Origin of the sequence: Nitrosomonas sp., from assembly GCF_019635155.1 — a bacterium.
Classification (GTDB): domain Bacteria; phylum Pseudomonadota; class Gammaproteobacteria; order Burkholderiales; family Nitrosomonadaceae; genus Nitrosomonas.
Map to the genome: position 1 here is coordinate 1 of NZ_JAHBZY010000027.1, position 23,393 is coordinate 23,393.

A 23,393-nucleotide genomic window follows, 5' to 3' on the forward strand; every position below is an offset into this window, starting at 1 on the left:
TACGATTCCGGGTGCACGGCCGAAGCATCGAGCGGGTTGACGCCGTTCGGAATGCGCAGGAATCCGGCGGCTTGCTCGAAAGTTTTCTCGCCTAAGCCCGGTACTTTCAGCAACTCGGCGCGCTTGGCGAAGCGGCCTTTGCCGTCGCGGTAAGCGACGATATTGTGTGCGATTTTGCTGCTCAGCCCGGCCACGTAGCGCAATAACGCGGGGGAGGCGGTGTTGACATCGACGCCGACAGCGTTGACGCTGTCTTCCACCACTGCATCGAGCGATTGCGCCAACTGGCTTTGATTGACGTCATGCTGATACTGGCCGACGCCGATCGATTTCGGGTCGATCTTGACCAACTCGGCGAGCGGGTCCTGCAAACGCCGTGCGATTGATACCGCACCGCGCAGCGATACGTCCAGCTCCGGTAATTCCTCGGATGCCAATTCGGATGCGGAATACACCGATGCACCGGCTTCCGATACCATGATCGATGTCAGTTTAAGCTGAGGATGACGCTTGATCAGCGCTTTCGCCAATAGGTCGGTTTCGCGCGACGCAGTGCCGTTGCCAATGGCGATTAGCGAAGCTTGATGCCGCTGCGCCAGTTGTTGCAACGTGTGCAACGCACTGTCCCAATCGTTCTTCGGTGCGTGCGGATAAATCGTGGTCGTTTCCAGTACTTTACCGGTGGAATCAACCACCGCCACTTTCACGCCGGTACGCAAACCGGGATCGAGTCCGATGGTTACGCGCGTTCCGGCGGGCGATGCCAACAACAGTGCTTTGAGATTCTGTGCGAACACCCGGATCGCCTCGGTTTCCGCGCGTTCTTGCAGGCTACCCATCAATTCGGTTTCCAGATGCGGGAAAATTTTTGTGCGCCACGCGGCGCGTACGGTATCGAGCAGCCAATCGTCCGCCGCACGTTTTTGGTCGCGGATGTTGAATTGCCGCGCGATCTGCTGTTCGCAAGAGTTGAGCGTCAAGTTGCGGGCTTTTTCCTCCAGTTCGGAATCGAGCAGCAGCTTGAGCTTCAGGATGCCTTCACGTTCGCCGCGCAGTAACGCCAATGCGCGGTGCGACGGGATTTTGGTGACGGCTTCGCTGTATTCGTGATAATCGGTGTATTTGGTGTCGCCGTCTTTTTTGTTTTTGACGGCTTTCGCAGCCAGTACGCCACGCATGCGCAAATAGTCGCGCAAGGTTTGCAGCAACGGCGCATGCTCGGCAAAACGCTCGATCAAGATATGCTGCGCACCTTCCAGCGCGGCAGTTGCATCCGCCACGCCGGGATTGTCACCTTCCTCGGTGGTGAACGGCGCTTTCAGATACTTCGCCGCTTCAACGAACGGATCGAGCCGCGGATCGTTCAGCAAGGTGTCCGCCAGCGGCTGTAACCCCGCTTCCAGCGCAATCTGTGCCTTGGTGCGGCGTTTTTTGCGGTACGGCAGGTACAAATCCTCCAAATGTGCTTTATCCGTCGCATGCGTCAGCGCATCGAGCAACGGCGGCGTCATCTTGCCAAGCTTTTCAATCGCCCCGATGATCGCCGCGCGCCGCTTCTCCAGCTCACGCAAACTATGCAAGCGTTCTGCCAATTGACGCAACTGCGCATCGTCCAACCCGCCGGTTGCCTCCTTGCGATAACGTGCGATAAACGGCACCGTTGCCCCATCGTCGAGCAGTTGGGTGGTGGCCTGGACTTGTGAAGGTTTGACAGTAAGCTCGGTAGCGAGACGTTGTTCGATGGAAGGTAACATGGGATTGTGTTTGGTTGATTGAAAGCGGATAAGCGATGGATGGTAAACCAAGTGGCTGCTGAATCGCAATGGATAGCGTCGCGTAGAATCGGTCCGTACAGACACCGTGCAAAGGTCTTGGCTCATTGGCGGACTATCCCTTCAACAAAGGGAGCCGTTCGGCATCGAAGTGGATCAGCTCGTCAGGATAGGTTTTGTTATAGCGCTTTGCTTCACGCTTGAAACGTTCCTGGATTACCTTGCGCAACTCGATAAAGAAATTAATCTAGATCGTCTACAAAAGCCAGGCAGATGCTGATGGAGCTATAACAAATTCAATAAAGCCGCATATTATTCAGCTGCTCTAGCCCAAGCTTCTGCCGCATCACGTTCATTTATATCGAAATAGCGCACTTTGGCCAAGGTGAAAACTTTGCAGAAATAGGCCATGCCTTTCTCCCAAGCTTTATCGCCAACGATTGCCAAGCGCTCGATATCATTGAAATGCCGCACGCCGAACTTGGTGTCTTCCCAAGCTGCGCCAGCCGTCCAACCGTGAAAATCGATTAACTCGACTAGCATATTGATCTTGCCATATTGCTTAATGAGGTCGTCGATTTCTGGTACGAATATATCGTAATCCTCTTTTTCCAGTTTCCCGACAATAATGAGTTTAACGAATTTCCCTTCCTCGAGAAGTTCAATGCCTTTGAATGTTATGGTCATTTTATCTCCTTTTGCTATTGTTTCAGCCAGCTTTCGGCTTCATTCAACTGGGTTTTGTCAAAAACTTTGATGTCCGGGTGCATGAATACTTTTGCCAGAGCCGCGACCCAATGTTGCCACATATGCCCGGTGACGATGGCCAGACGTTCTACTTTTGTATGATGCTCTTTAACAAAACTGAAATGTTTTTCTGCGGCGTCGGCGTTTTCCCAGCCATTGAAATCTGTCGCATTGATAAGCACACGGATACTGCCATATTCCTCGATCAGCTTATCAGCTTTGTCACTTAACACCATCACATCGTCCGCCTTTAAGGTGTTTTTTATGGTTACTTCGATAAGATTTCCTGTGTTCACTATCGTTAACATGACGATCTCCTTTAAACGGATGTTGGTGAAGTATAATCATACTGAAACCTTCGCAAATTTTTGCCTTATTCTCGTACCGCTCATGACACCGTGCAAAGGTCTCATATTGATATAACATAACTACCGTGCTTGATTACAATCGACTGCGACTTCCAATCCGTTCCCGCACTTCCAGCACAACTGAAAATTCGCCGGATTTTCCTCGCCGCAGGACGGGCAGTTGATAGTTCCGGTGGCGACCGGGGTGCGCTCATAGGTGTCGATGATGCATCTGGCGCGTTCAAAATCGTCTTCGCGAGTGATCCAGATTTCCGGATAGGCATGGGTGAACGGAATTTCCCCGGCGACGCCTTGGGCGTGCTGGTTAAAAATTTTCGCCGGAATATAGGCGTGTTCGAGCAGATCCAGTACTATCTGGGCTTCCATCAAATTGTTGGCGGAGTAAATTTTTTTCATGCCAGAAGAATTTCAGTAAGATCAACCGGTTAATTATAAGTAGACATTATGTGGTTCAGAAACTTACAAGCTTATCGTATCACCAGTGGCAATATAACATTGAATAACCTGGAAGAGGCGTTGCGGCAGCATGCATTGCAGCCGTGCACGCAAATGGAATTGCAAAGCCGCGGCTGGTTGCCGCCACGCGACGAACAGGACAATTTTGTGCACGCCTACGGTCAGCAATGGTTGATCGCACTCGCGGTCGACAAGAAATTACTGCCGGCGGCGGTAGTCAATCAACACGCCAAGGACCGGCTGGTGCAAATCGCCGAAATGCAGGGCTATAAGCCGGGCAAGAAGCAGATTCGCGATATCAAGGAAGCGACATTGATCGAGTTGCTGCCGCGTGCGTTTTCGCAACGGCAAAAGATTTATGCGTGGATCGACGTAGTTCAAAACCGCTTGATCATCGACACCGGCAGCAGCAACAAGGCGGAAGAATTCATCGAATGCTTGATTCGGTCGCTGCAAGGCCTGACGCTGACGCCATTGGAGACGAAAATTTCGCCTTCGACGATGATGACGCGTTGGTTGTCGGGTGATGATTTATCAACCGCTTTCACCATCGATCGCGATTGCGAGTTGCAAGGCATGACCGACGAGAAAGAGATTATCAAATATTCCCATCATAGCCTGGATGCGGAAGAAACCGGGCGGCATATTCGCGCCGGCAAGAAAGTGATCAGGCTGGCGATGACCTGGGATAGCAAAATCTCGTTTGTGCTGCACGACACGCTGCAACTGCGGCGGATCGCACCGCAGGATATTCTGAAAGAATCCGCCGAGAGTGCGGAGGAATTGTTTGTCAGCGACTTCGCCATCATGACCGGCGAATTGAGTCAGTTGATTAACGAACTGATCGAAGCGTTAGGCGGCGAGGACCGCGATTAAAAAAACATCGGAAAGTTTCTCAGGAAAGCGATCTGCCGAACGCTTCGCAAACTTCTGCAGCTAACACTCGATATCGCTGGTTGGGTCAGTCTGCATCGTAACAGATTCTCTTGTAGTGAGGAATGAGTATGGAACTTATTGTCTTCCGTCGGCCGTCAGACGGTCAAGACCGTTCATGTATGGGCGCAGGGCATCCGGAATAGTGACGCTGCCGTCGGCATTTTGGTAATTTTCCAGCACTGCCACCAATGTGCGTCCGACCGCCAGGCCGGAGCCGTTCAGCGTGTGCAGCAGCACCGGTTTGCCATTCTCGTTGCGGAACCGCGCTTGCATACGGCGCGCCTGGAACGCTTCGCAGTTGCTGCACGAGGAAATTTCGCGGTAGGTGTTTTGCGCTGGCAGCCAGACTTCGATGTCGTAGGTTTTTGCCGCGGAGAAACCCATATCGCCGGTGCACAGCGTCATCACGCGGTACGGCAATCCGAGTTTCTGCAGGATTTTCTCGGCGTGACCGACCAATTGCTCCAGCGCGTCGTACGATTGCTCGGGGTGCACGATATGCACCAGTTCGACCTTGTCGAATTGGTGTTGGCGGATCAAGCCGCGCGTATCGCGCCCATAGCTGCCTGCTTCGGAACGGAAACACGGCGTATGCGATACGTATTTCAGCGGCAACGCTTGCAGCGGCACGATTTCGTCACGCACCATGTTGGTGATCGGAACTTCGGCGGTCGGAATCAGGTGATATTCCGGCGTGCTGGCCGAATCCACACCGCCGGCATGAACGGCGAACAAATCCTGTTCGAACTTCGGTAGTTGCCCGGTGCCGCGCAGACTATCGCGGCTGACGAGATAGGGTACGTAGGTTTCGACGTAACCGTGTTCCTGTGTGTGCGTATCCAGCATGAATTGCGCCAGTGCGCGGTGCAGGCGGGCGAGACCACCTTTCATCAGGCTGAAGCGCGCGCCGCTGAGTTTTGCGGCGGCTTCAAAGTCCAGTAGCTCCAAATTCTCGCCGATGCTGACGTGATCCCTGATGTCGAAATCGAATTGGCGCGGTTCGCCCCAATGGCGGATTTGTACGTTGCCGGTTTCGTCGCGGCCTTCCGGAACGCTGGCATGCGGCAGATTCGGTACTTCCAGCAGTATTTTCTGTAATTGCTGCTGAATCCGTTCCAGGTGATCTTCCGCTTGTTTCAGCGCGTCGCCCAGATTGGCGACTTCCGCCATGATCGCTGAAGCATCTTCGCCTTTGCTTTTAGCCTGGCCGATTTTTTTCGATGCCGAATTACGCTGCGCTTGCAGCTCTTGCGTCTGGGTTTGAATGATTTTGCGCTCCGCTTCCAGGGCGTTGAATGCTTCCACGGGGAAAGCGAAGCCGCGCTTGGCGAGCTGGCGGGTGACGTTGTCCAAATCGGTGCGTAGTTGCTGAATCTCTAGCATGCGAACTCCAAAATAGCCGGTATCGTTGAAAAGTTATATTTTATGCTTGGCTTGCTCATCCAGACTGCGCAAATAAGCCAGTTTTTCCCGGATTTTTTGCTCCAATCCGTAAGCGGTGGGTTGGTAAAAACTGACGTCCGGCATCTCGTCCGGAAAATAATTCTCGCCGGCGGCATAAGCGTTCGGGCAATCGTGCGCGTAGCGGTAGGTTTTGCCGTAACCGATGTCTTTCATCAACTTGGTCGGCGCATTGCGCAGATGCAGCGGCACGTTGCGCGATTTGTCGCGGGCGATGAAAGCACGTGCCTGATTATATGCCATATACGCGGCGTTGCTTTTCGGTGCGCTGGCGAGATAGAGTGCCGCTTGCGCCAATGCCAATTCGCCTTCGGGGCTGCCGAGCCGCTCAAAGGTTTCGCAGGCATCCAGCGCTAAGCGCAGTGCACGCGGATCGGCCAGACCGATATCCTCGATCGCCATGCGGATCAGGCGGCGTCCGATGTAGAGCGGGTCGGTGCCGCCATCGAGCATGCGGCACAGCCAGTACAGCGCGGCGTCAGGCGATGAGCCGCGTACCGATTTATGCAATGCGGAAATCTGATCGTAAAAGGCATCACCGCCTTTGTCGAATGCGCGGCTGTTGCGCGCGGCGGCATTAATTACCCAATCCCGGTCGATATGTGTCATTGTTCCGGACCGCGCCGCGGTTTGGATGTGCTCCAGCAAATTGAGCAAACGCCGGGCATCGCCGTCGGCAAACTCAATCAACAGTTTTCGGGCGTCTGCGGAGAATTGCAGATGCGGCATCGCCAATTGATGCGCACGATCGAACAGTTGCGACAATTCCATCTCGGACAATGCCGTCAGAATATACACTTGCGCCCGCGACAGCAGTGCGCGGTTGACTTCGAACGACGGATTTTCAGTGGTGGCGCCGATAAAGGTGATCAAACCTTGCTCGACATACGGTAAGAAAGCATCTTGTTGCGATTTGTTAAAGCGATGCACTTCATCGACAAACAAAATAGTATGGCGTCCACTTTGTTGCAGTGTGAGTTGTGCTTGTTCGATCGCGTTGCGGATATCCTTGGTGCCGGATAACACTGCGGAAAGCGCGATGAATTCGCATTGAAATTCGGTCGACATCAGCCGTGCCAGCGTGGTTTTCCCGGTTCCCGGCGGACCCCACAAGATCATCGAATGCGGCTTGCCGGCTTCGAACGCCAGCCGTAGCGGCTTGCCCGCGCCTAACAGATGTTCCTGGCCGATGACATCGTTCAGACGCTTGGGGCGCAGTTGTTCCGCGAGCGGTGCCTGGGGTGCGTGCGTGGCAAGCAGATCCGGATCACTCGCTGATGACATCGGCATTGTCGGGTGGAACGAATTTGAACAAATCAGCGGATAAGGCGGGATTTTTGTCCCAACCGGAAAAGGATAGCAATGTTGTTTGACCGAAATTGTCGCGTAACGCCATGATTTTTAATTCACCTTCCGGTGAAAATGCCATTTGAATGAATTCAAACGCGCTTTCTTTGCTTTTCGGAATGGCTTCGAGCCATTCCAGGTTATTTTGCACACCCAGTTCGATCAGTTCGAAGTTTTCTTCGATAGTGCTGCTGCCGGCCAGCAATGCGGCCGGACTGCTGCCGATGGCGATATTGAATTGCCGCACCGTGACTTGATTGAGATCCGGATCGTAGAACCAAACTTGCGTGCCGTCGCCAACAATCATTTGTTCGTAGGGTTTTTCGTAGACCCAGCGGAATTTCTCCGGGCGTTCGAACTGCATCATGCCTTTGGATTCCTGAATGGCTCGGGCGCTTTGATCATAGAGTGTTTGGGAAAACTCGGCGCGGACGGTGCGGGTTTCCTTGATGAATGTTTTCAAGCTATCGATCGCGGTCGCCTCCACCCACGCAGGGAGCAAACAACCGAACCAGATCAAGATAACGGAGCAGCTTGTGCGAGTCATAATATTCCTATGTTGAGATCGTTGTGCGGGGGTAGGCCATGGCGGATGAAGCCGGATCAGTCGTTGCGGGAAGGCGCCAATACTTCCCGGTTGCCATTGCTTTGCATCGCGGAAACCAAGCCGGCGCGTTCCATATCTTCAATCAGCCGCGCTGCACGATTATAGCCGATGCGCAAGTTTCTTTGTACCAACGAGATCGAAGCACGGCGGGTTTTGACGACAATGGCGACAGCTTCGTCATACAGTGGATCGGATTCGCCGTTGGACGGTTTTTTCAGATCGGCTACGCCATTCGCATCGCCTTCTTCATCGCTCGCTTGCAAAATTTCTTCGATGTAATTCGGTTCACCGTGTTGTTTGAGATATTCCACCACTTTATGTACTTCGTGATCGGCGACAAATGCACCATGGATACGTTGCGGATAACCGCTGCCGGGAGGCAGATACAGCATGTCGCCTTGACCGAGCAAAGCTTCCGCGCCCATTTGGTCGAGAATGGTGCGCGAATCGATTTTACTCGACACTTGAAATGCGATTCGCGTCGGGATGTTGGCTTTAATCAAACCGGTGATGACATCGACCGATGGTCGTTGCGTAGCCAGCAGCAAATGGATGCCGGAGGCGCGGGCTTTTTGCGCAAGACGGGCGATCAGTTGTTCCACTTTCTTTCCGGCAACCATCATGAGGTCGGCCAGTTCGTCGATGACCACGACAATCAACGGTAGCTCTTCCAGATATTCCGGTTCTTGTTCGGGGGTAATCAGGGGATTGGGTACCGGTTCTTCGGTTTTGGCGGCGTCGCGGATTTTCTGGTTGTAACCTGCGAGATTACGCACGCCCAATGCCGACATCAATTTATACCGGCGTTCCATTTCATTGACGCACCAGCGTAAGGCGCTGGCGGCCTCGCGCATATCGGTGACCACGGGTGTCAGCAAATGCGGAATGCCTTCGTATACCGACAACTCGAGCATTTTGGGATCGATCAGGATCAAGCGGGTTTGATCCGGCGTGGTTTTATAGATCAAACTCAAGATCACCGCGTTGATGGCAACCGATTTGCCGGAGCCAGTGGTGCCTGCGACCAGCGCGTGCGGCATTTTGGCCAGATCGGAGACCATCGGGCGGCCGCTGATGTCTTTACCCAATGCGATTGTCAGCGACGATGCGGAATCGGCATATACTTGGGAACTTAAAATCTCTTGCAGCCTGACAATCTCGCGTTTGGGATTGGGGATTTCCAGACCCATGCTGGTTTTACCCGGTATGGTTTCGACTACGCGGATACTGGCGACGGATAATGCGCGCGCCAGATCTTTTACCAAATTAATGACTTGATTGCCTTTGACGCCGACAGCCGGTTCGATTTCATAGCGGGTAATGACCGGGCCTGGGAAGGCCGCGACGACTTTGACATCGACGCCGAATTCTTTGAGTTTGCGTTCGATCAAACGGGATGTGAATTCCAGTGTTTCCTTGGACAGCATTTCAACGTTTTTTTCCGGCTCATCCAGCAAATGCAGCGGTGGTAACGGAGAGTCCGGCAAATCGGAGAATAGCGACGGCTGCTTTTCTTTGATGATACGTTGCGATTTGATGATGGTGGTTGTCGGTGGCTCGATATGCAGATGTGGAGTATTTTCCATGCGTTTTTTCTCGATTTCCACGGCTTTTTCACGCACATGCGCGGCGATGGCGCCGACGAATCGGTCTTGCCGGGTTTCCCAAGTGTTTCTGAGCAGAATGAGCAGATTCTCAACGCTTTCACCGATTTTTTCCACGAAGCGAACCCATGATAGGCCGGTAAATTGGCTGAAGCCGACGGCGATCAGAATCAATAATGTCAATGTTGCGCCAGTAAAGCCGAGTATTTGCGACAGATAGTGACTGGTGGTGCTGCCCAGCATACCGCCGGGCATGAGCGGCAATGAGATATTGAGCGAATAAAATCGTAACGATTCCAATCCGCTGCTGGCGGCAAGCAGCAATAAAAAACCACCCATCGATAAGAGCATTGAATGACGATCAAAGATTCCCGCTGCATCGATCCGTCGATAGCTCCAGGCAATGGCTGATAAAAAGAAAGCGACCCACCACCAGGCCGATGCGCCAAATAAAAACAACAATAGATCAGCCAGCCATGCGCCGACATGACCGCCGGCGTTTTGAATTTGGTCAGTCTCGCCACTGTGGGACCAGCCGGCATCGCCACGATCGTAGCTTATAAATATCAAAATCAGATAGAGTGCTGCGCCCATTAAAATCAGCAAGCCGGATTCGCGCAATAATCGGGCGACTTTGGGTGAGAAGTTGCGGCCGGTTGATTTCTTGGCCATTGGTTTGTTCAATAAACTCATGAGTATCTAAGCAGCGTAGCGGTGTCTGATTGATACACCGAATTATATAAGAGAATTTAATGTCATTCCTTTAAGGAAACCGATTAATTGCTCGTGCAGGCGATTTTCTGCGTTGAGTGGCGCTCAGAAAACTCGTCTATCCTGTTGACAAGTATTGTTCCTTGCGTTTCATTCGTCCGTATTTCATCTTGCTTGGCGAATGAATCAGTGTTTTCTGAATGTGTGATCAAACAGTTTTGTTTTTTTGTTGTAATGAAGAAGGCTTATTGAAAATTTTGAATCACAAAATGCCGGACGAAAGAGACTAATCAATACGTGATCGCGACAGAATTGCTGCAACGAGGGGTTTTTCCTTGAATGAAACGGACGGTAAAGTTGAAACCTGATTGCCACCGTTACGTTTCGAAATAAATAATGCATCTTCCGCGCGTTTACATAAATGCATTTGATCATCGGTTTCTTCCAGAGTGGCGATGCCGATACTTAGCAGAATTTTATTCTCTGCGTCTTTATCTATTCGCATGGATATTTTTTTTCGTATGGATTCACACACTTTTTTTGCCTCACTTAGTTCGGTTTCCGGGAACAGGATTGCAAAGACATTGATATCAATGCGGTAGAAGTGATCTGTAGCTCTGATGTTGGTGCGGATGTCGTTGGAAATCCGTTGAATATAATCATTTTTGTTGTGGTAGTTGTAGTTATCGCTGAATAATTTAAAAAGATCGATATCGACGATGGCGATCGATAAGTGACGATGGTAGCGCCTGCATCGAAGTATTTCGGCTTCCAATTCCGCATCGAAAGAATGTCGATTCTTGTATCCCGTAATCGGATCTGTCGGTACTTGATTCATTAACGAAGAGATATCGATATTGGATCGTTTAATGCGAGTGACCATAATGATGGTGGCAATGATCAATAACGTGGTAAGGCCTCGATTGATCAAAACAATGTGCATCGGTGACTCAATGCCTGGAGAAAGATAGAAGCCGGCTATTGTAAAAATAAGACAGAGAGCGGTGATGAAGTAGGAGAACCCGATACTGCCAATCCATAGGCTTGCAAAAATCACTAATACATAGGGTGCGCCGGCAGCGACGCCGAGAGGCAAATGCAAATCAATGATGAAAATAAAGAGCGTGGCTGCCAAAATAATCAAGCTATTCGCGTGGTCGGACCATTCGCGAAGAAAGATTTTTGCTGTTGTCGCTGTGAAGAAAGAATGATCACGCATGGTTTTAGTGCCTATAAGTAAAAATAGAATAGTGTTCTTTATTTTTACGGATCACAGATCCACTCTTTAAACGTCACGCTAAAGATGACAGTAAAGGATTATTACATATCTTTGATAACAATACTAAAATTCTTGAGTGCTAGGGAAGCCCTGATTTAATCAGGGTTTCCCTAAATTCGGTAAGAATCACGCTTCTTAGTACTTAAGTTTAATGATACGGGTTCCTGCAATTCGATCGTGTAAATACTGATGATCGCGATCAAACAATGCCCAGATAATTCCAATTCCGAATAAGAAGACACCCATCACAGCCAGCAAAAAACGGGTAATCGCTTGCTTTTTATTTAAACTTTTGCCATCCATCGTTACGACGCGCATCTTCCAAGTCTGCATTGCCAGGGTTTGTCCGCCATGAGTCCAGAACCAGGTAAAGTAGTATCCCATGACAGCGAGTAGATAAAACTGAAACAGCGGTCTGAAATAAACGGCTTGTGTATCTCTGAAAATAAAATGGAATAAGAAACTGGCAATAAACAGCACTGCCAGTAACAGTAGCAGTTCATAAATCAAGCAAATTGCGCGTCGCCAAAAACCAGGTGTGGGGTATGTCATGATTGGATTCGATCAATGGTATGCATTGAGGGTGTTGTTTAAATCGTTTGTGAAATAATAATGGAAAAAAGTCACGATGATGTTGGGTTTTGAGGTGCGCGCACAATGTCTCTGGTGATTGATAACTATTATCGTTTACGGTATTATAGCTAACCGGAAAATGATCTTGCTAAGTGCGAATTCTATAACAAAACGCAATGTTTGCAGTTTATCTCCGGAAATAAAATTACTGATTTCCGGTTTTTTTAAAATCAAGTTAATTAACAGCTTGCTTGGGTTTGTTATTCTGAAATGCAATCATTATCTCGGAAAAATATTGGGTATCTGGAGCAGCGGCGGCATTTTATCTCAGTACCCGGGTTATTTTTTGTATTGATTGTTCATGCTGCTTTATTTTATTTTTTGTGGAATCAGCGGTTGATTCCATCTCCCAATCAGACGCTAACTTTGTTTGCCGAATTGATTTCGGCACCGGTACCGATGGTTGCTCCCCAAACGCCATCCGAGCCGGCTCCGGTTAAATTGCAGCCAGCGAGAAAACCTATCGTCAAACCTAAACAAGAGCGGTTGGTTGCGAAATCCCCTGTGACTCCTAAGCAAGAGTACGTCGAGCCTGCTCCGCAGCCGGCTCCCGCCCCGGTTGCTGAGCCGGTCAACGAATCGCCGGTAGTGGTGGAAGCGCCACCAGCGCCGGTCAGTCCGGTTACATTAACTTCGGAATTATCTGTGTCTTGCCCAAAGCTTACCCCACCGACTTATCCAGCCATTTCCAGGCGAATGGGGGAAGAAGGCAAGCTGGTTTTGCGTGTGGAGCTGGATGAGAGGGGGCGCATTGACGATGCAAAAGTTATTAACAGCAGTGGTTATGAACGGTTGGATACCGCTGCGTTGGCTGCAGTAAAGGACTGGCAGTGCAATCCCTCGTTGCGTAACGGCCAACCGGTTCGGGCCATAGCCCTACAACCTTTTAATTTTGTATTGCAAGGAAATTAATTCATGGAACAAGGTCTCGGTTTTTCTAATTTTCTCGATCAGATCGACGGTGTCGGTATGAGCGTTCTGATACTGCTGTTGTCGCTGTCTGTTGCTAGCTGGTATCTAATCATTACAAAAAGTATTGCGAATCTTATTGCGACGCGTCGTGCCGAGGCTTTTTTGAAACATTTTTGGAATGTTGATTCTTTGCAAGTTGTGAATACTGAGTTGAAAGGTGCGCCCCCTGACAATGCTTTTGCCGAGCTTGCAAAATTGGCGATCGATGCCGCCGCGGACGCAAAAATTCACAGCTCTTACAAGCTGGCGGCGGCGGGTGGTACCAGTGAATTCCTGACGCGTACTTTACGGAACGGCATCGATCAAGAAGCGACTCGTGTTGAAAATGGACTAACGCTCATTGCATCGGCAGGCTCCGCCGCTCCTTATATTGGCTTGTTCGGCACGGTGTGGGGTATTTATCATGCGCTGATCCAAATTGGATTGTCTGGTCAAGGCACCTTGGATAAAGTCGCCGGTCCGGTCGGTGAGGCGCTTATTATGACCGCGCTTGGCCTTGCAGTCGCTATCCCGGCCGTACTTGCTTATAACGCATTTGTGCGCCGGAACCGGATATGGCTTGGTCGATTGGAGGCCTTTGCTCATGATTTGTTTACATTGGTTACCGTGGGTGATGAAAATCATCAAGGTTCTACTCCGGCGCCGGAAACGGTGCAATCATACCCTGCCGATACTGGTAACATCGTTGAGAGGGTACAATAATGGCATTCGGAAGCATGCAGGATAGTGGGCGTCAGGCTCCTATGGCAGAAATTAATGTCGTGCCATTGGTCGATGTGATGCTGGTTTTACTTATTATCTTTATCATTACCGCGCCGCTTTTGACGCATTCTGTCAAGATTGATCTGCCGAAGGCGGAAAATACTCCCAATATTACCCAGCCGGAACATGTTGAGTTGGCGATTCGTTCGGATGGTGAATTATTTTGGAATGGTGAACCGGTGTTGCTTGAGCAGCTCGCGTTACGTTTTTCCGCTAAGGTTGCTGAGGAACCAGCAACGGAATTGCATATTCGAGCTGACAAACTGGCGCACTATGAACATGTCGCGCGTGTTATGAGCCTTGCAGCCAAGGCTGGGATGACTAAAATTGGCTTTATCACGGACCCTTCTGAAAACTGAACGAGTAAATTTTGTTGCATTTATCGAATTTCTGAGTATAATTAAGAATCATTCTCATTAGTAATTGCGAATCAGCGAAAATTTCTCATTTTTTGTTTTGGGGTGTAGTGGATATGTATGTATGCATATGCAGAGGAGTTACGGAAAAGACCATTCGGGAAGCGGTTTTTCAAGGCGCCGATCGGATGAGGGATTTGAAAGAATGCCTTGGTGTTACTGAGCAATGCGGGATTTGCGCGTGCCATGCAAAACAAATTCTGGATCAGACATTGCTGGAGCGGCCGCAATCTATGAAGAATTTTCTTCCTGCATCTGCTTGCATGTGCGAGACGCCAGCTTAATAAACATAATAAGTAAGCAATAGTTCCTTGCTGTAACAAATGTTGAAATTTACTCCGATCTGACGATTTGCAATTTTTCCTATCCGGTAGCGCTGAATAAAAATATTTGTTTTCAAGTCTGGTTAAAAATTATAAAAAATGATTCAGCGCTCTAAAAAAATCCATGCCCCGATCGGGAGGATTTGTTTTGTAATATTAATTAGTCTTGGTAGTATTTTTCTTTTTCCTCCTAATTCCAGTTTGGCGGAATCGCCCAATACAGGGCTGTCTGCAGTACATTCCTATCATATTCAAGCAGGTCTTTTAGAAGACGCTCTTAAACAATTTTCCGAACAATCAGGGATTAAGCTTGCTTTTGATCCGGCATTGTTACAAGGGAAAGTAACGTTCGGATTGGAAGGTGCTTTTGAAGTTAAGCAAGCACTTGAGCGATTGCTTGAGAATTCTGGATTACAAGTCGTTCAGTTAGGCGAGAGACTTGCAATAACACCGATAACTGCTGCAAGCGATGCGGAGCAAGTGGTTACGCTACCTTCGATACAAATTTCAGCCAGCGCTACCAATCGCTATGCCGCAACCAGTACCAGTACCGCGACAAAAACCAACACGTTACTGCGCGATGTACCGCAGGCCATCACGGTAATTACGGGTGATTTAATCAAGGATCAATCAATTCGGAGTCTTGCGGATGCAGTCCGGTATGTTCCCGGTGTCGGTATTTCACAGGGTGAAGGCAACCGTGATGCGCTCGTTTTTCGTGGCAATCGTTCAACCGGAGACTTCTTCATTGACGGTCTCCGTGACGATGCCGAATTTTATCGTGATCTTTATAACATCGAACGCGTGGAGGTGCTCAAGGGTGCTAACGGTATGATTTTTGGTCGAGGCGGTTCAGGCGGTGTGGTCAATCGCGTCACCAAAGAGGCCAATTGGAATCCGGTCAGAGATTTTTCGTTTCAGGGCGGTTCGTTCAATCAGAAAAGAATGACGGGTGATGTCGGCTATGTCATTAACGATATTGCTGCGGTTCGTTTGAATGCTTTATATGAAGACGCCGGAAGTTTTCGTGACGGTGTCAACATGGAGCGGTTGGGGATTTCTCCAACAGTTACTATCAAGCCAACCAACCGGACTAAAGTGATCCTGAATATGGAACGCTTTCATGATGATCGTACGGCCGATCGCGGGATTACATCGGTATCGGGAAGAACCGGACAAGTGACCGGTCCGGTCGATGTCGGCCGTTCGCAATTTTTCGGAGATCCGCGGCGTAGTAATGCGAATATCGACGTATTATCGTTCGGTTCCTTCATTGAGCATAAGTTCGATTCGGGCTTTACGCTGCAAAACCGCACGCTTTACACGGCCTATGACAAGTTCTATCAAAATGTATTTGCGAGTGGCGGTCTTAATCTGTTGACCGGATTGTTGCCGATCAGTGCTTATAACAACATGACGACACGCGATAATGTTTTCAATCAAACCAATTTACTTTACTCACTCAATACCGGTCCGATAGCGCACACTCTTTTAGCCGGAGTTGAGGTTGGGCGGCAGGAAACCCATAATCGCCGTGAAACCGGTTTGTTCAATAATAACGTTTCCAGCACTAACATTTTTGTGCCGATCAGTAATCCTGTTACGAATATACCGATTACTTTCCGTAACCGGGACGGGGGCGGCGATCTCGATGCGTTGAATCGCAGCATTGTGGATGTAACCTCGTTGTATATTCAGGATCAGATCGAAATACTGCCGCAGCTTCAAGTGGTCGCAGGGGTGCGTTACGATATGTTCGAAGTCGATTTTCAGCAAAAGAACGGTCCGCAGGATCATTTAAAGACGCGGGATGATTTGATTGCTCCACGTTTTGGGGTGATTTATAAACCGATTGAGCCACTTTCGTTTTATGGCAGCTATAGCCGAGCCTATGTGCCTCGTGCGGGGGATCAACTGACCGCATTGAATGTTACGGTGGAAACATTGAAGCCGGAAAAATTTACGACGCTTGAAGCGGGCATAAAATGGGACATTCGACCGGATCTGGCGTTCACGGGCGCAGTTTATCAACTGGATCGCACCAACGTCATCAATTCCGTTGTGGGTGGGCAAACCTTTCTGACCAAAGGGCAACGCACCGAAGGTGTTGAAATCAGTCTGGCCGGTCAGCTTACCTCCAATTGGAGCGTAATGGGCGGTTACGCTTACCAAACCGGTGAAATTACCAGTGATATTCTGGGGGTCGCGAGTAAAGGAGCTACGGTCGCGGAGCTTCCGAAACACATGTTTTCAATGTGGAGCCGTTACGATATTACACCCCGTATCGGCGCTGCGTTTGGCGTGATACACCGTGACAATATGTATGCTTCTCTGACCAATCGCGTCAGTTTGCCGAGTTTCACCCGTGTGGATGCCGCGGTCTTTGCGCAATTTTCCAAGAGTTTCAGAGGTCAGCTAAATATTGAGAATCTGTTTGATACCAAGTATTTTGCTTCGGCGCAAAACGATTTTAATATCACACCGGGATCTCCCATCGCGGTCAGAGCCAGCTTGATCGCAAATTTCTAAAGATTTGTAAAATAAGTAAAAGAATTTTTATTTGAAATTATTAATAAGAATCATTATTATTAGCATTAGCATTAGCGTTCATGTTTATTTTTTATAAGGAGTTTAAATAATGTTGGTGTTGAAGAGACTCGGTCGATCATTGATTAAATTAATGATGGTGAGTTTATGTATGTTCGTGGTTTATGTTAGCCAAGCAACAGCAGCAGCGAATGTTGCAACGATCGAATCGGCTGTGACTGCTTTTAAAACGATTGGCACGCTGCGCAGAGAGTTTCCGATTAATGGCGATGCAGTTGCAGTCGCCTATACAGGAGCTTTGCAAACATTAACGCAAGAGATCGATACGGCCAATTCGCTGACTTTGGATAGCGATGTTCTGGCGGCGATAGATGATCTCATTCAGGATCGCGAACCCAGATTGGCGGCACAAACCATCGATAAGACACTACAACGTGTGTTTTACCAAAGTATTTGGAACCGTATCTCCGCAATCCGGGATCAGTTTAGTACCGCGACAGCCGCTGCGTTAGTTGCGATGCTGGACGAGTCGGTGGCGGCATTTCAAGCGATTTCAGCGACAGTCGCCAGGGAAAACCAAGTACTGACGGCGGATAGGCAAGAATTAACGGCAGGGAGCAATCCCGGCCTGGACGCTGAAGTCAACGATTTCTTTTCCAAAGTAAGGACGGCGCTGAACAAAAGCAATCCCGAAGAAGATTTCAATACCGTTCAGGTTGCCAGATACGGTGTCCGGATGTCGCTTGCCCGTGCTTATTACATCGGCGTGTTACGTGAGGTGGGCGAAGTTCTGGAGAATCGTACGGTCGATCCCGATGAAGCGCGTATTGAGCAAAAAGAAGGTGAAATCTTTTATCGGATCATCGAGCCATTGGTCGCGAGAGGTAATCCAGTCGGTAGCTTGATAATAAAATCGCAGCTGACGGGTAATCTTTCCAAGGTGGTTGCTGATGAAATTGTCAGTGAGCTTGGCAAAGGCTTTATTCCTCGAGTAATTGGCGAATTGAATGGTCAAGCGAGCGCGATTACATCGAATGATCGTGCGCAGGCATTGGCGGAAGCTGCCGGCGCCAAGTATTTCGCCAGGATTCTTTTACCGGATTTGGAATTACGGATAGGTGTTACGGAACGTAATAATCTGGAACAAGAACTGGAAAACTTGTTGACCGCCAGTGACGAATTGAATGCGACTGAATCCGAGCAAGCGCGTGATGCGATTACTGCAATCTTGACGAAGTACGAGAATCAACTCAACCGTGCTACCTATGAGATCGCTCAGCATACCGCCATCATCGATAATGCTGTTGCAAATTTTCTGACGGTTGGTGATTTGAGAAGCAAGAGCCCGATCGATGTTGACGCTATCGCTGCAAACTATGCCGGAGATTTACAACAGCTCACGAAAATTGTCGATCAAATCTATGGTACAACGATCGATCAGGATGTTTCGAATGCCATCAATCAGGCAAGAAGCGGCAGTCAACTTGCGCAAGCTCTTCAAATAATTGATAAATCATTACAAAGAGTATTTGCCTTGGTCGTCTATAACCGTGTGACGCTGGTAGCTGAGCAATTTACGGATTTATCGGCGGATGCGTTGGCTCTCGAATGGGATCGAGCGTATTCGGCATATACTGCGATTGCCGGGACTGCAAACCGGCCAGAAAAAATGCTGGCAGCGGATAAAAAATCCATCACGACCGGGACTGATCCGGATTTGGATTATCAAATTGTTTCCGCATTCGCTCGAGGTAAACAAGCGTTCACCAAAGAAAATGCCGATGATCGATTAGCTTTGGCTTTGGCGCGCGAGAACATTGTTATTCCATTGGTAAGAAGTTTTCTAATCGGTGTGTTGCGCGAGGTTGAAGGCATTATTACCAATCGTGACGCGGATATCGATAAAGCCAAGGAGCAACAGGTTGAAGGTGAATATTTCTTCCGCACGGTGGATGCCTTCATATCGCCAGACAATCCTTCAGGCAGCGGCCGTATCCATGCGCAATTTACGGGAGATGTGACCAACGTCGTTGCCGATACGATCGTCAGTGATATCAGTAAAGGAATTTTAGGGCAGATTAAAAGAAGTATGAGTCAGGTCGAAGCAAACTTCCTTTCTGATAAGGATCAAGCGTTACTGGCGGTTGAACGATTATCGCTCTACACGGGGATTTTTGCTGCGGATCTTCAGCTACGTTTGAATGTGCTTCAACGCGCCAAATTGGAAAATGCAATCAGAGATTTGCGAGAAGCGGTTCGGACCGAAGATACCGATCGAGCGGTTGCATTGCGATCCATTTTGATGCAAGTAATTACTGAGTATGAAAGCAAGTTAAGTTAGGAGCGTGTTTTAAGAGCCTTGCAGTCAAGCCCTTCTGCAAGGCTCGCTCCACCACTCACCAGCGTGGAGTATCTTAACTAAAGTTAATCAAATCATTATTCCCATAGCCAGCCACGGTTTTCCTTATCCGTTAGCCAGCCATCGCTAAAACGCGTGCGCGAATGTGTCACGATTGCACGGAATCATTATCGTTATTGCGATCAGCGGGTAATCTTACAGATAGGAGATCATTTTCAATGATGCAGAGAAAAATTTACTGCGTTGTGTTGGTTGTCATGTGGCTGGGATGGTTCAATACCGCCTTTGCTGATCGTGTTTACTGGATCGCAGCCGATGAGCAGCAGTGGGATTATGCACCAACATTTCCGTTGAATCCGATGAGCGGAAATGAATTCACACCGGAACAACGTGTATTTGTCGAACACGGGATCGGCAGGCGTTATCTGAAATCGGTTTATCGTGAATATACCGAAGGATTTAGTGTACTGAAACCTCGCGTGGTCGGAGAACAGCACCTCGGTATCCTGGGACCGGTCATTCGTGCAGCAGTGGGCGACAAGATCATCGTACATTTTAAGAACAATACCCGTTATGCCGCCAGCATTCATCCGCATGGCGTGTCGTATACCATGGCATATGAAGGAGCATCGCATTCGCAAGCAGCCGGCAACGAGCACAAACCGGATGGCGTAGTAGCGCCAGGTGGCACCTATACCTATGTTTGGGATGTGCCCGAACGAGCTGGGCCGGGACCAAACGATCCGTCGTCGATTGCCTGGATTTACCATAGCCATGTTGATGAAGCTGCCGATACCAACGCTGGTTTGATCGGTGCGATCATTATCACCAAGAAAGGATTCGAAAATGCGGATCGCACGCCGGTTGATGTTGATCGTGAATTCGTTTCTTTGTTTACCGTGTTCGATGAAAATGCCAGTTTACATTTGCAAAGCAATTTGACAGCTTGTACCGGCTTGTGTGATCCGGACGATGAAGAATTTCAGGAAAGTAATTTGATGCATGGCATCAACGGCCTGGTTTACGGTAATAATCATGGTTATTCCATGCGCAAAGGTGAACGTGTGCGCTGGTACATTTTGGGCATGGGTACGGAAGTCGATTTGCATTCCCCGCATTGGCACGGTGCTACGCTATTGCACAACGGCAATCGGCTGGATGTGACCGAAGTGCTGCCTGCCGCGACCAAAACGCTCGATATGCAGCCTGATGTTCGTGGCCGCTGGATGTATCATTGTCACGTCAATGATCACATCAATGCCGGCATGATGACAAACTTCATCGTTCAATAACGAATATTGATTACTGGCATATTAGCAATGAAATAATGGCCGGTCATGATAGATACGTGATCGGCCATTTTTGTGAAGAAAAACTAAAGGAGAAGAAAGAAACTACAAATTGAAAACGATCATGTCAGCGGTAATCGAGCTAAGGTCTCCGCCGATAATGATCAGTTCGATGGTGGCAACGCCTCCCAGAAATTCAACCACATAGCCATTAGAGCCACTTGGCGGTTGAATATTCGTGATGTATGAAAGCAGTTCCGGTACCGAATTGATTCCAAGTGTTTGTGAGTCAAAAAATAACTGATCTTCACCAATCGTGAAATCCGAAATCTCAAATTGCCCGGCGCCATAAAAACCGAAAGTATCGTTGCCGGCACCGCCATTCAATCGGTCATAATCATCCGAAGAACCGCCCACGCGCAGTATGTCGTCACCGGCTTCGCCAAAAAGTTTATCAGTGCCTTCCTGTCCGTCGAGATCATCGTTGCCGTCACCGCCTTTCAACGTGTCGTTGCCACTTCCGCCTCTCAGCGTGTCGTTGCCGCCTTCTCCCTCAAGCTCGTCATGTCCCGTGCCGCCGGTAAGAATATTGTCCGCGTCGTCGCCGATAATGAGCAAGTCGTTTTCGCCGAACCCTGCGGATCCGAGCCCCATGAATGGAATGCCATCAATAAATTTGATGGCGCCGGAACCTAGATTCGGGCGAGGTGTACTAGTAATCGCCATAATATTGTCTCCTGCACTGATGCATTAAAAATGATATTACTCTCACATTATTGATAGAAATAGTAATGAGAATTATTCCTATTATAGTAAGAAGCAATTAAAATGCAATACTTTTTATCAATTGTTTTTCTGATTGATTGTCTTCACAATGCGTTAGATTAAGTAAACTTAACAAAATAATAAGTGATATTAAGTTATGAGTGTGGATGGATTGTTGTTAAAAGCGCGGGATTTAATTGCGGCAGGGAAGCTAAACGACGCGGATGCCATTTTGGAGCCTTTGAAAAGTGAGCAACCACTATCGCAAGATGTTGCAAGGCTGTGGTGTTCGGTGGCGATGCGTACAAACCGTGCGGTTGAAGCGCTTGCATGCGCCGCCCGGATTTATGCGCATGTTGATGGTGATTTTTATAAGGCGCACTGGGCGCATGTGCTTGGCACAGCAAGCTTCATATTACTGGATCTGCCTTCGGCGCAAACACATTTCAGCCGTTCGTTGAATCATCTGATGGCATTGTCTAAATCCGGCAAAGTTCCACCTCAAAAGAAAGAAACCCAAACACCTCAATCGGGTGGCAATGTTTTTCTCTCCGGAGAAGCGGAAGCATTGCTATGGGAAACCTGCGCGCAATTAGCCAAGCATGGCATACACGCTTTTCCTTATGCCGGAACGTTGTTAGGGTTGACTCGCAACGGCCGTTTGCTGGAATACGATAAAGATCTCGATATCGCGGTATGGATGGAATCCTGGAAAGCATGCTGTGCGGAACTGGAGCGCGCGGGGTGGGTACGTTCGTCCATGCGCATCGATTATGCCAATTACCGCGACTATATTCATCCGAAATTGGGGATTACGCTCGACGTATGCGGTTTGCGCGGAGACAACAGCCAGCAGATCACCGGTGGTTTTGAATTGCCGGATTACCCGCTTGAATATCAGCGGATATCGGTTTTTCCGTCGTTTGATCTGATCCAGCGTGAAACGGCATTCGGCTCATGCTGGTATCCCAGGCAACCCGAAATAATCCTGAGTGCTTTTTACGGTGACTGGCGCACACCGAATCCTCACTGGGATACCGTTATCTCCGCGAAAAATTTGAAAAATTTCTCATTATTGGTCCGCTGTTATGCCTATCACCGGTTAGCGCAGAGTTGGCTATTAGGCGATTTATCAAAAGCTTGGTGTTACGCGCATCAGATTATACTGAAAGACCCCGACGACACCATCGCACTGCGCAGCCGGCAGTGGCTGGAACGCGCGCTCAACCGCTTAAGCCGCCCGATTCCCGATTGGCCCAGCCAGCAAAAACAAAAACGGGTATACACGCGCATGGTTGCGGATTTGTTTCACGAAGGTCATGCAAACTTCTTAAAAGCCGCGCGCGACTTGGGTACGCATCTTACGGTATGCGTGGTATCGGATCAGCGCGTGGTGGAAAATAAAGGCAAACTGCCGGTCATGAATCAAGCCGAACGCGCCGCGGTCGTAGCCGCCTGTAAACACGTCGACGCAGTCTTGACCGAAACGCCTGCCAGCGTAACCCCGGAGTACATGCAACAGCATGGCTTTGATATTTACACGTTCGCCTGCGCCTCCGAACAAGAGCGCCAGGAAAAACTCAAACTCTGCGCATCGCTACCGGCTGAAATGATTCAGGAATTACCTTATACGTCGGGTATATCGACTTCCGATCTGGTGATGCGGATTTTGGATGGTGTCGGGAGTAAGGAAGCTGGTTTAACGCATCGCTCTTGAAGCATAATTGCAGTATCAGCAAACCGGTATAAACCTCCGGGATTTTCGTTGCATTCTGTCACTATGTTCCTAGAATGATTTTTTCTAGAGCTTTGTGAGTTTTCCGGTCTTTTAGCAAAGAAGAAAGCATTTTGCGCACATTTTCAAAATCCAAACTTCTGGCGTTGCGGCAATGTCCGAAAAAGTTGTGGCTGGAAGTTCATCGCCCTGATTTATTGGAGTATTCCACTGAAACAGACGCTCGCTTACAGATAGGGCGTCAAGTCGGCGAGATTGCCCGGCGTATCTATGATCGTGACGGAAATGGCGTGCTGATTGACGT

The 23,393-nt window shown here is 49.2% G+C and carries 20 protein-coding genes and 1 pseudogene; 10 read left to right on the forward strand and 11 right to left on the reverse strand.

The window, feature by feature from the left end; all coding sequences use genetic code 11:
• The 4 genes from KF839_RS13940 to KF839_RS13955 form a co-directional block, all read right to left on the reverse strand.
• On the reverse strand, window positions 1-1,754 hold a 1,754-nt coding region (locus KF839_RS13940; RefSeq protein WP_292918455.1), incomplete at its 3' end, for a Tex-like N-terminal domain-containing protein.
• Window positions 1,755-2,084: 330 nt separating this feature from the next.
• Window positions 2,085-2,459 carry a SpoIIAA family protein gene (locus KF839_RS13945; RefSeq protein ID WP_292918437.1) on the reverse strand — a complete coding sequence of 125 codons (375 nt, stop codon included), beginning with the start codon at window positions 2,457-2,459 and terminating at the stop codon, window positions 2,085-2,087.
• Between the two features lie 14 nt (window positions 2,460-2,473).
• Complete coding sequence (locus tag KF839_RS13950) at window positions 2,474-2,827, reverse strand: SpoIIAA family protein (protein WP_292918438.1); 354 nt, start codon at window positions 2,825-2,827, stop codon at window positions 2,474-2,476.
• A 120-nt stretch (window positions 2,828-2,947) separates the two neighbouring features.
• A complete protein-coding gene (locus KF839_RS13955; RefSeq protein ID WP_292918439.1) occupies window positions 2,948-3,283 on the reverse strand; it encodes a putative signal transducing protein in 336 nt (111 codons plus the stop codon).
• A 48-nt stretch (window positions 3,284-3,331) separates the two neighbouring features.
• On the opposite strand from KF839_RS13955, the gene KF839_RS13960 reads away from it, so the two are divergent.
• Window positions 3,332-4,219, forward strand: coding sequence for a recombination-associated protein RdgC (locus KF839_RS13960; RefSeq protein ID WP_292918440.1), 888 nt, complete (start codon window positions 3,332-3,334; stop codon window positions 4,217-4,219).
• A gap of 135 nt (window positions 4,220-4,354) precedes the next feature.
• Here the strand turns inward: KF839_RS13960 and serS are convergent, their stop codons facing one another.
• From serS to KF839_RS13990, 6 genes are all read right to left on the reverse strand, one after another.
• Window positions 4,355-5,662 (reverse strand): serine--tRNA ligase, encoded by a 1,308-nt coding sequence (gene serS, locus KF839_RS13965; protein WP_292918441.1) that lies wholly within the window; start codon window positions 5,660-5,662, stop codon window positions 4,355-4,357.
• Between the two features lie 33 nt (window positions 5,663-5,695).
• Window positions 5,696-7,030 (reverse strand): replication-associated recombination protein A, encoded by a 1,335-nt coding sequence (locus KF839_RS13970; protein WP_416362375.1) that lies wholly within the window; start codon window positions 7,028-7,030, stop codon window positions 5,696-5,698.
• Entirely contained in the window at window positions 7,008-7,634 is a 627-nt protein-coding gene (gene lolA, locus KF839_RS13975) for an outer membrane lipoprotein periplasmic chaperone LolA (protein WP_292918442.1), read from the reverse strand. Before lolA ends, KF839_RS13970 begins: the two co-directional genes overlap by 23 nt.
• A 56-nt stretch (window positions 7,635-7,690) precedes the next feature.
• Window positions 7,691-9,991, reverse strand: a complete 2,301-nt coding sequence (locus KF839_RS13980) for a DNA translocase FtsK (RefSeq protein WP_292918443.1) — start codon at window positions 9,989-9,991, stop codon at window positions 7,691-7,693.
• Window positions 9,992-10,295: 304 nt separating this feature from the next.
• Window positions 10,296-11,228 carry a GGDEF domain-containing protein gene (locus tag KF839_RS13985; protein WP_292918444.1) on the reverse strand — a complete coding sequence of 311 codons (933 nt, stop codon included), beginning with the start codon at window positions 11,226-11,228 and terminating at the stop codon, window positions 10,296-10,298.
• Between the two features lie 195 nt (window positions 11,229-11,423).
• Complete coding sequence (locus KF839_RS13990; protein ID WP_292918445.1) at window positions 11,424-11,840, reverse strand: RDD family protein; 417 nt, start codon at window positions 11,838-11,840, stop codon at window positions 11,424-11,426.
• Between the two features lie 291 nt (window positions 11,841-12,131).
• Between KF839_RS13990 and KF839_RS13995 the strand changes: the two genes are divergently transcribed.
• The 7 genes from KF839_RS13995 to KF839_RS14025 all read left to right on the forward strand — a co-directional run bounded on the left by KF839_RS13995 (window position 12,132) and on the right by KF839_RS14025 (window position 20,592).
• Complete coding sequence (locus KF839_RS13995) at window positions 12,132-12,833, forward strand: energy transducer TonB (protein WP_292918446.1); 702 nt, start codon at window positions 12,132-12,134, stop codon at window positions 12,831-12,833.
• Window positions 12,834-12,836: 3 nt separating this feature from the next.
• Window positions 12,837-13,595, forward strand: a complete 759-nt coding sequence (locus KF839_RS14000) for a MotA/TolQ/ExbB proton channel family protein (RefSeq protein ID WP_292918447.1) — start codon at window positions 12,837-12,839, stop codon at window positions 13,593-13,595.
• On the forward strand, window positions 13,595-14,014 hold the full coding sequence (locus tag KF839_RS14005; RefSeq protein ID WP_292918448.1) for an ExbD/TolR family protein: 420 nt from the start codon (window positions 13,595-13,597) through the stop codon (window positions 14,012-14,014). Before KF839_RS14000 ends, KF839_RS14005 begins: the two co-directional genes overlap by 1 nt.
• A 113-nt stretch (window positions 14,015-14,127) precedes the next feature.
• Window positions 14,128-14,355, forward strand: coding sequence for a (2Fe-2S)-binding protein (locus KF839_RS14010; protein WP_292918449.1), 228 nt, complete (start codon window positions 14,128-14,130; stop codon window positions 14,353-14,355).
• A 240-nt stretch (window positions 14,356-14,595) separates the two neighbouring features.
• Window positions 14,596-16,923 (forward strand): TonB-dependent siderophore receptor, encoded by a 2,328-nt coding sequence (locus KF839_RS14015; RefSeq protein WP_292918450.1) that lies wholly within the window; start codon window positions 14,596-14,598, stop codon window positions 16,921-16,923.
• Window positions 16,924-17,032: 109 nt separating this feature from the next.
• Window positions 17,033-19,282, forward strand: coding sequence for a hypothetical protein (locus KF839_RS14020; RefSeq protein ID WP_292918451.1), 2,250 nt, complete (start codon window positions 17,033-17,035; stop codon window positions 19,280-19,282).
• 236 nt (window positions 19,283-19,518) lie between these two features.
• Window positions 19,519-20,592, forward strand: a complete 1,074-nt coding sequence (locus KF839_RS14025) for a multicopper oxidase domain-containing protein (RefSeq protein ID WP_292918452.1) — start codon at window positions 19,519-19,521, stop codon at window positions 20,590-20,592.
• 102 nt (window positions 20,593-20,694) lie between these two features.
• Here KF839_RS14025 and KF839_RS14030 read toward each other — a convergent pair whose 3' ends face one another.
• A complete protein-coding gene (locus tag KF839_RS14030) occupies window positions 20,695-21,315 on the reverse strand; it encodes a calcium-binding protein (protein WP_292918453.1) in 621 nt (206 codons plus the stop codon).
• Window positions 21,316-21,511: 196 nt separating this feature from the next.
• Here KF839_RS14030 and KF839_RS14035 point away from each other — a divergent pair, with 196 nt between their 5' ends.
• Window positions 21,512-23,071 (forward strand): FAD synthase family protein, encoded by a 1,560-nt coding sequence (locus KF839_RS14035; protein ID WP_292918454.1) that lies wholly within the window; start codon window positions 21,512-21,514, stop codon window positions 23,069-23,071.
• A gap of 131 nt (window positions 23,072-23,202) precedes the next feature.
• Window positions 23,203-23,393: pseudogene (locus KF839_RS14040) on the forward strand (DUF2779 domain-containing protein); the annotation flags it as partial.

Excerpts from the sequence above, each read along its gene's own strand:
- KF839_RS13945 (WP_292918437.1), bottom strand. The coding sequence starts at position 2,459 with ATGACCATAACATTCAAAGGCATTGAACTTCTCGAGGAAGGGAAATTC.
- KF839_RS13950 (WP_292918438.1), bottom strand. The coding sequence starts at position 2,827 with ATGTTAACGATAGTGAACACAGGAAATCTTATCGAAGTAACCATAAAA.
- KF839_RS13955 (WP_292918439.1), bottom strand. The coding sequence starts at position 3,283 with ATGAAAAAAATTTACTCCGCCAACAATTTGATGGAAGCCCAGATAGTA.
- KF839_RS13960 (WP_292918440.1), top strand. The coding sequence starts at position 3,332 with ATGTGGTTCAGAAACTTACAAGCTTATCGTATCACCAGTGGCAATATA.
- serS (WP_292918441.1), bottom strand. The coding sequence starts at position 5,662 with ATGCTAGAGATTCAGCAACTACGCACCGATTTGGACAACGTCACCCGC.
- KF839_RS13970 (WP_416362375.1), bottom strand. The coding sequence starts at position 7,030 with ATGCCGATGTCATCAGCGAGTGATCCGGATCTGCTTGCCACGCACGCA.
- lolA (WP_292918442.1), bottom strand. The coding sequence starts at position 7,634 with ATGACTCGCACAAGCTGCTCCGTTATCTTGATCTGGTTCGGTTGTTTG.
- KF839_RS13980 (WP_292918443.1), bottom strand. The coding sequence starts at position 9,991 with ATGAGTTTATTGAACAAACCAATGGCCAAGAAATCAACCGGCCGCAAC.
- KF839_RS13985 (WP_292918444.1), bottom strand. The coding sequence starts at position 11,228 with ATGCGTGATCATTCTTTCTTCACAGCGACAACAGCAAAAATCTTTCTT.
- KF839_RS13990 (WP_292918445.1), bottom strand. The coding sequence starts at position 11,840 with ATGACATACCCCACACCTGGTTTTTGGCGACGCGCAATTTGCTTGATT.
- KF839_RS13995 (WP_292918446.1), top strand. The coding sequence starts at position 12,132 with ATGCAATCATTATCTCGGAAAAATATTGGGTATCTGGAGCAGCGGCGG.
- KF839_RS14000 (WP_292918447.1), top strand. The coding sequence starts at position 12,837 with ATGGAACAAGGTCTCGGTTTTTCTAATTTTCTCGATCAGATCGACGGT.
- KF839_RS14005 (WP_292918448.1), top strand. The coding sequence starts at position 13,595 with ATGGCATTCGGAAGCATGCAGGATAGTGGGCGTCAGGCTCCTATGGCA.
- KF839_RS14010 (WP_292918449.1), top strand. The coding sequence starts at position 14,128 with ATGTATGTATGCATATGCAGAGGAGTTACGGAAAAGACCATTCGGGAA.
- KF839_RS14020 (WP_292918451.1), top strand. The coding sequence starts at position 17,033 with ATGTTGGTGTTGAAGAGACTCGGTCGATCATTGATTAAATTAATGATG.
- KF839_RS14025 (WP_292918452.1), top strand. The coding sequence starts at position 19,519 with ATGATGCAGAGAAAAATTTACTGCGTTGTGTTGGTTGTCATGTGGCTG.
- KF839_RS14030 (WP_292918453.1), bottom strand. The coding sequence starts at position 21,315 with ATGGCGATTACTAGTACACCTCGCCCGAATCTAGGTTCCGGCGCCATC.
- KF839_RS14035 (WP_292918454.1), top strand. The coding sequence starts at position 21,512 with ATGAGTGTGGATGGATTGTTGTTAAAAGCGCGGGATTTAATTGCGGCA.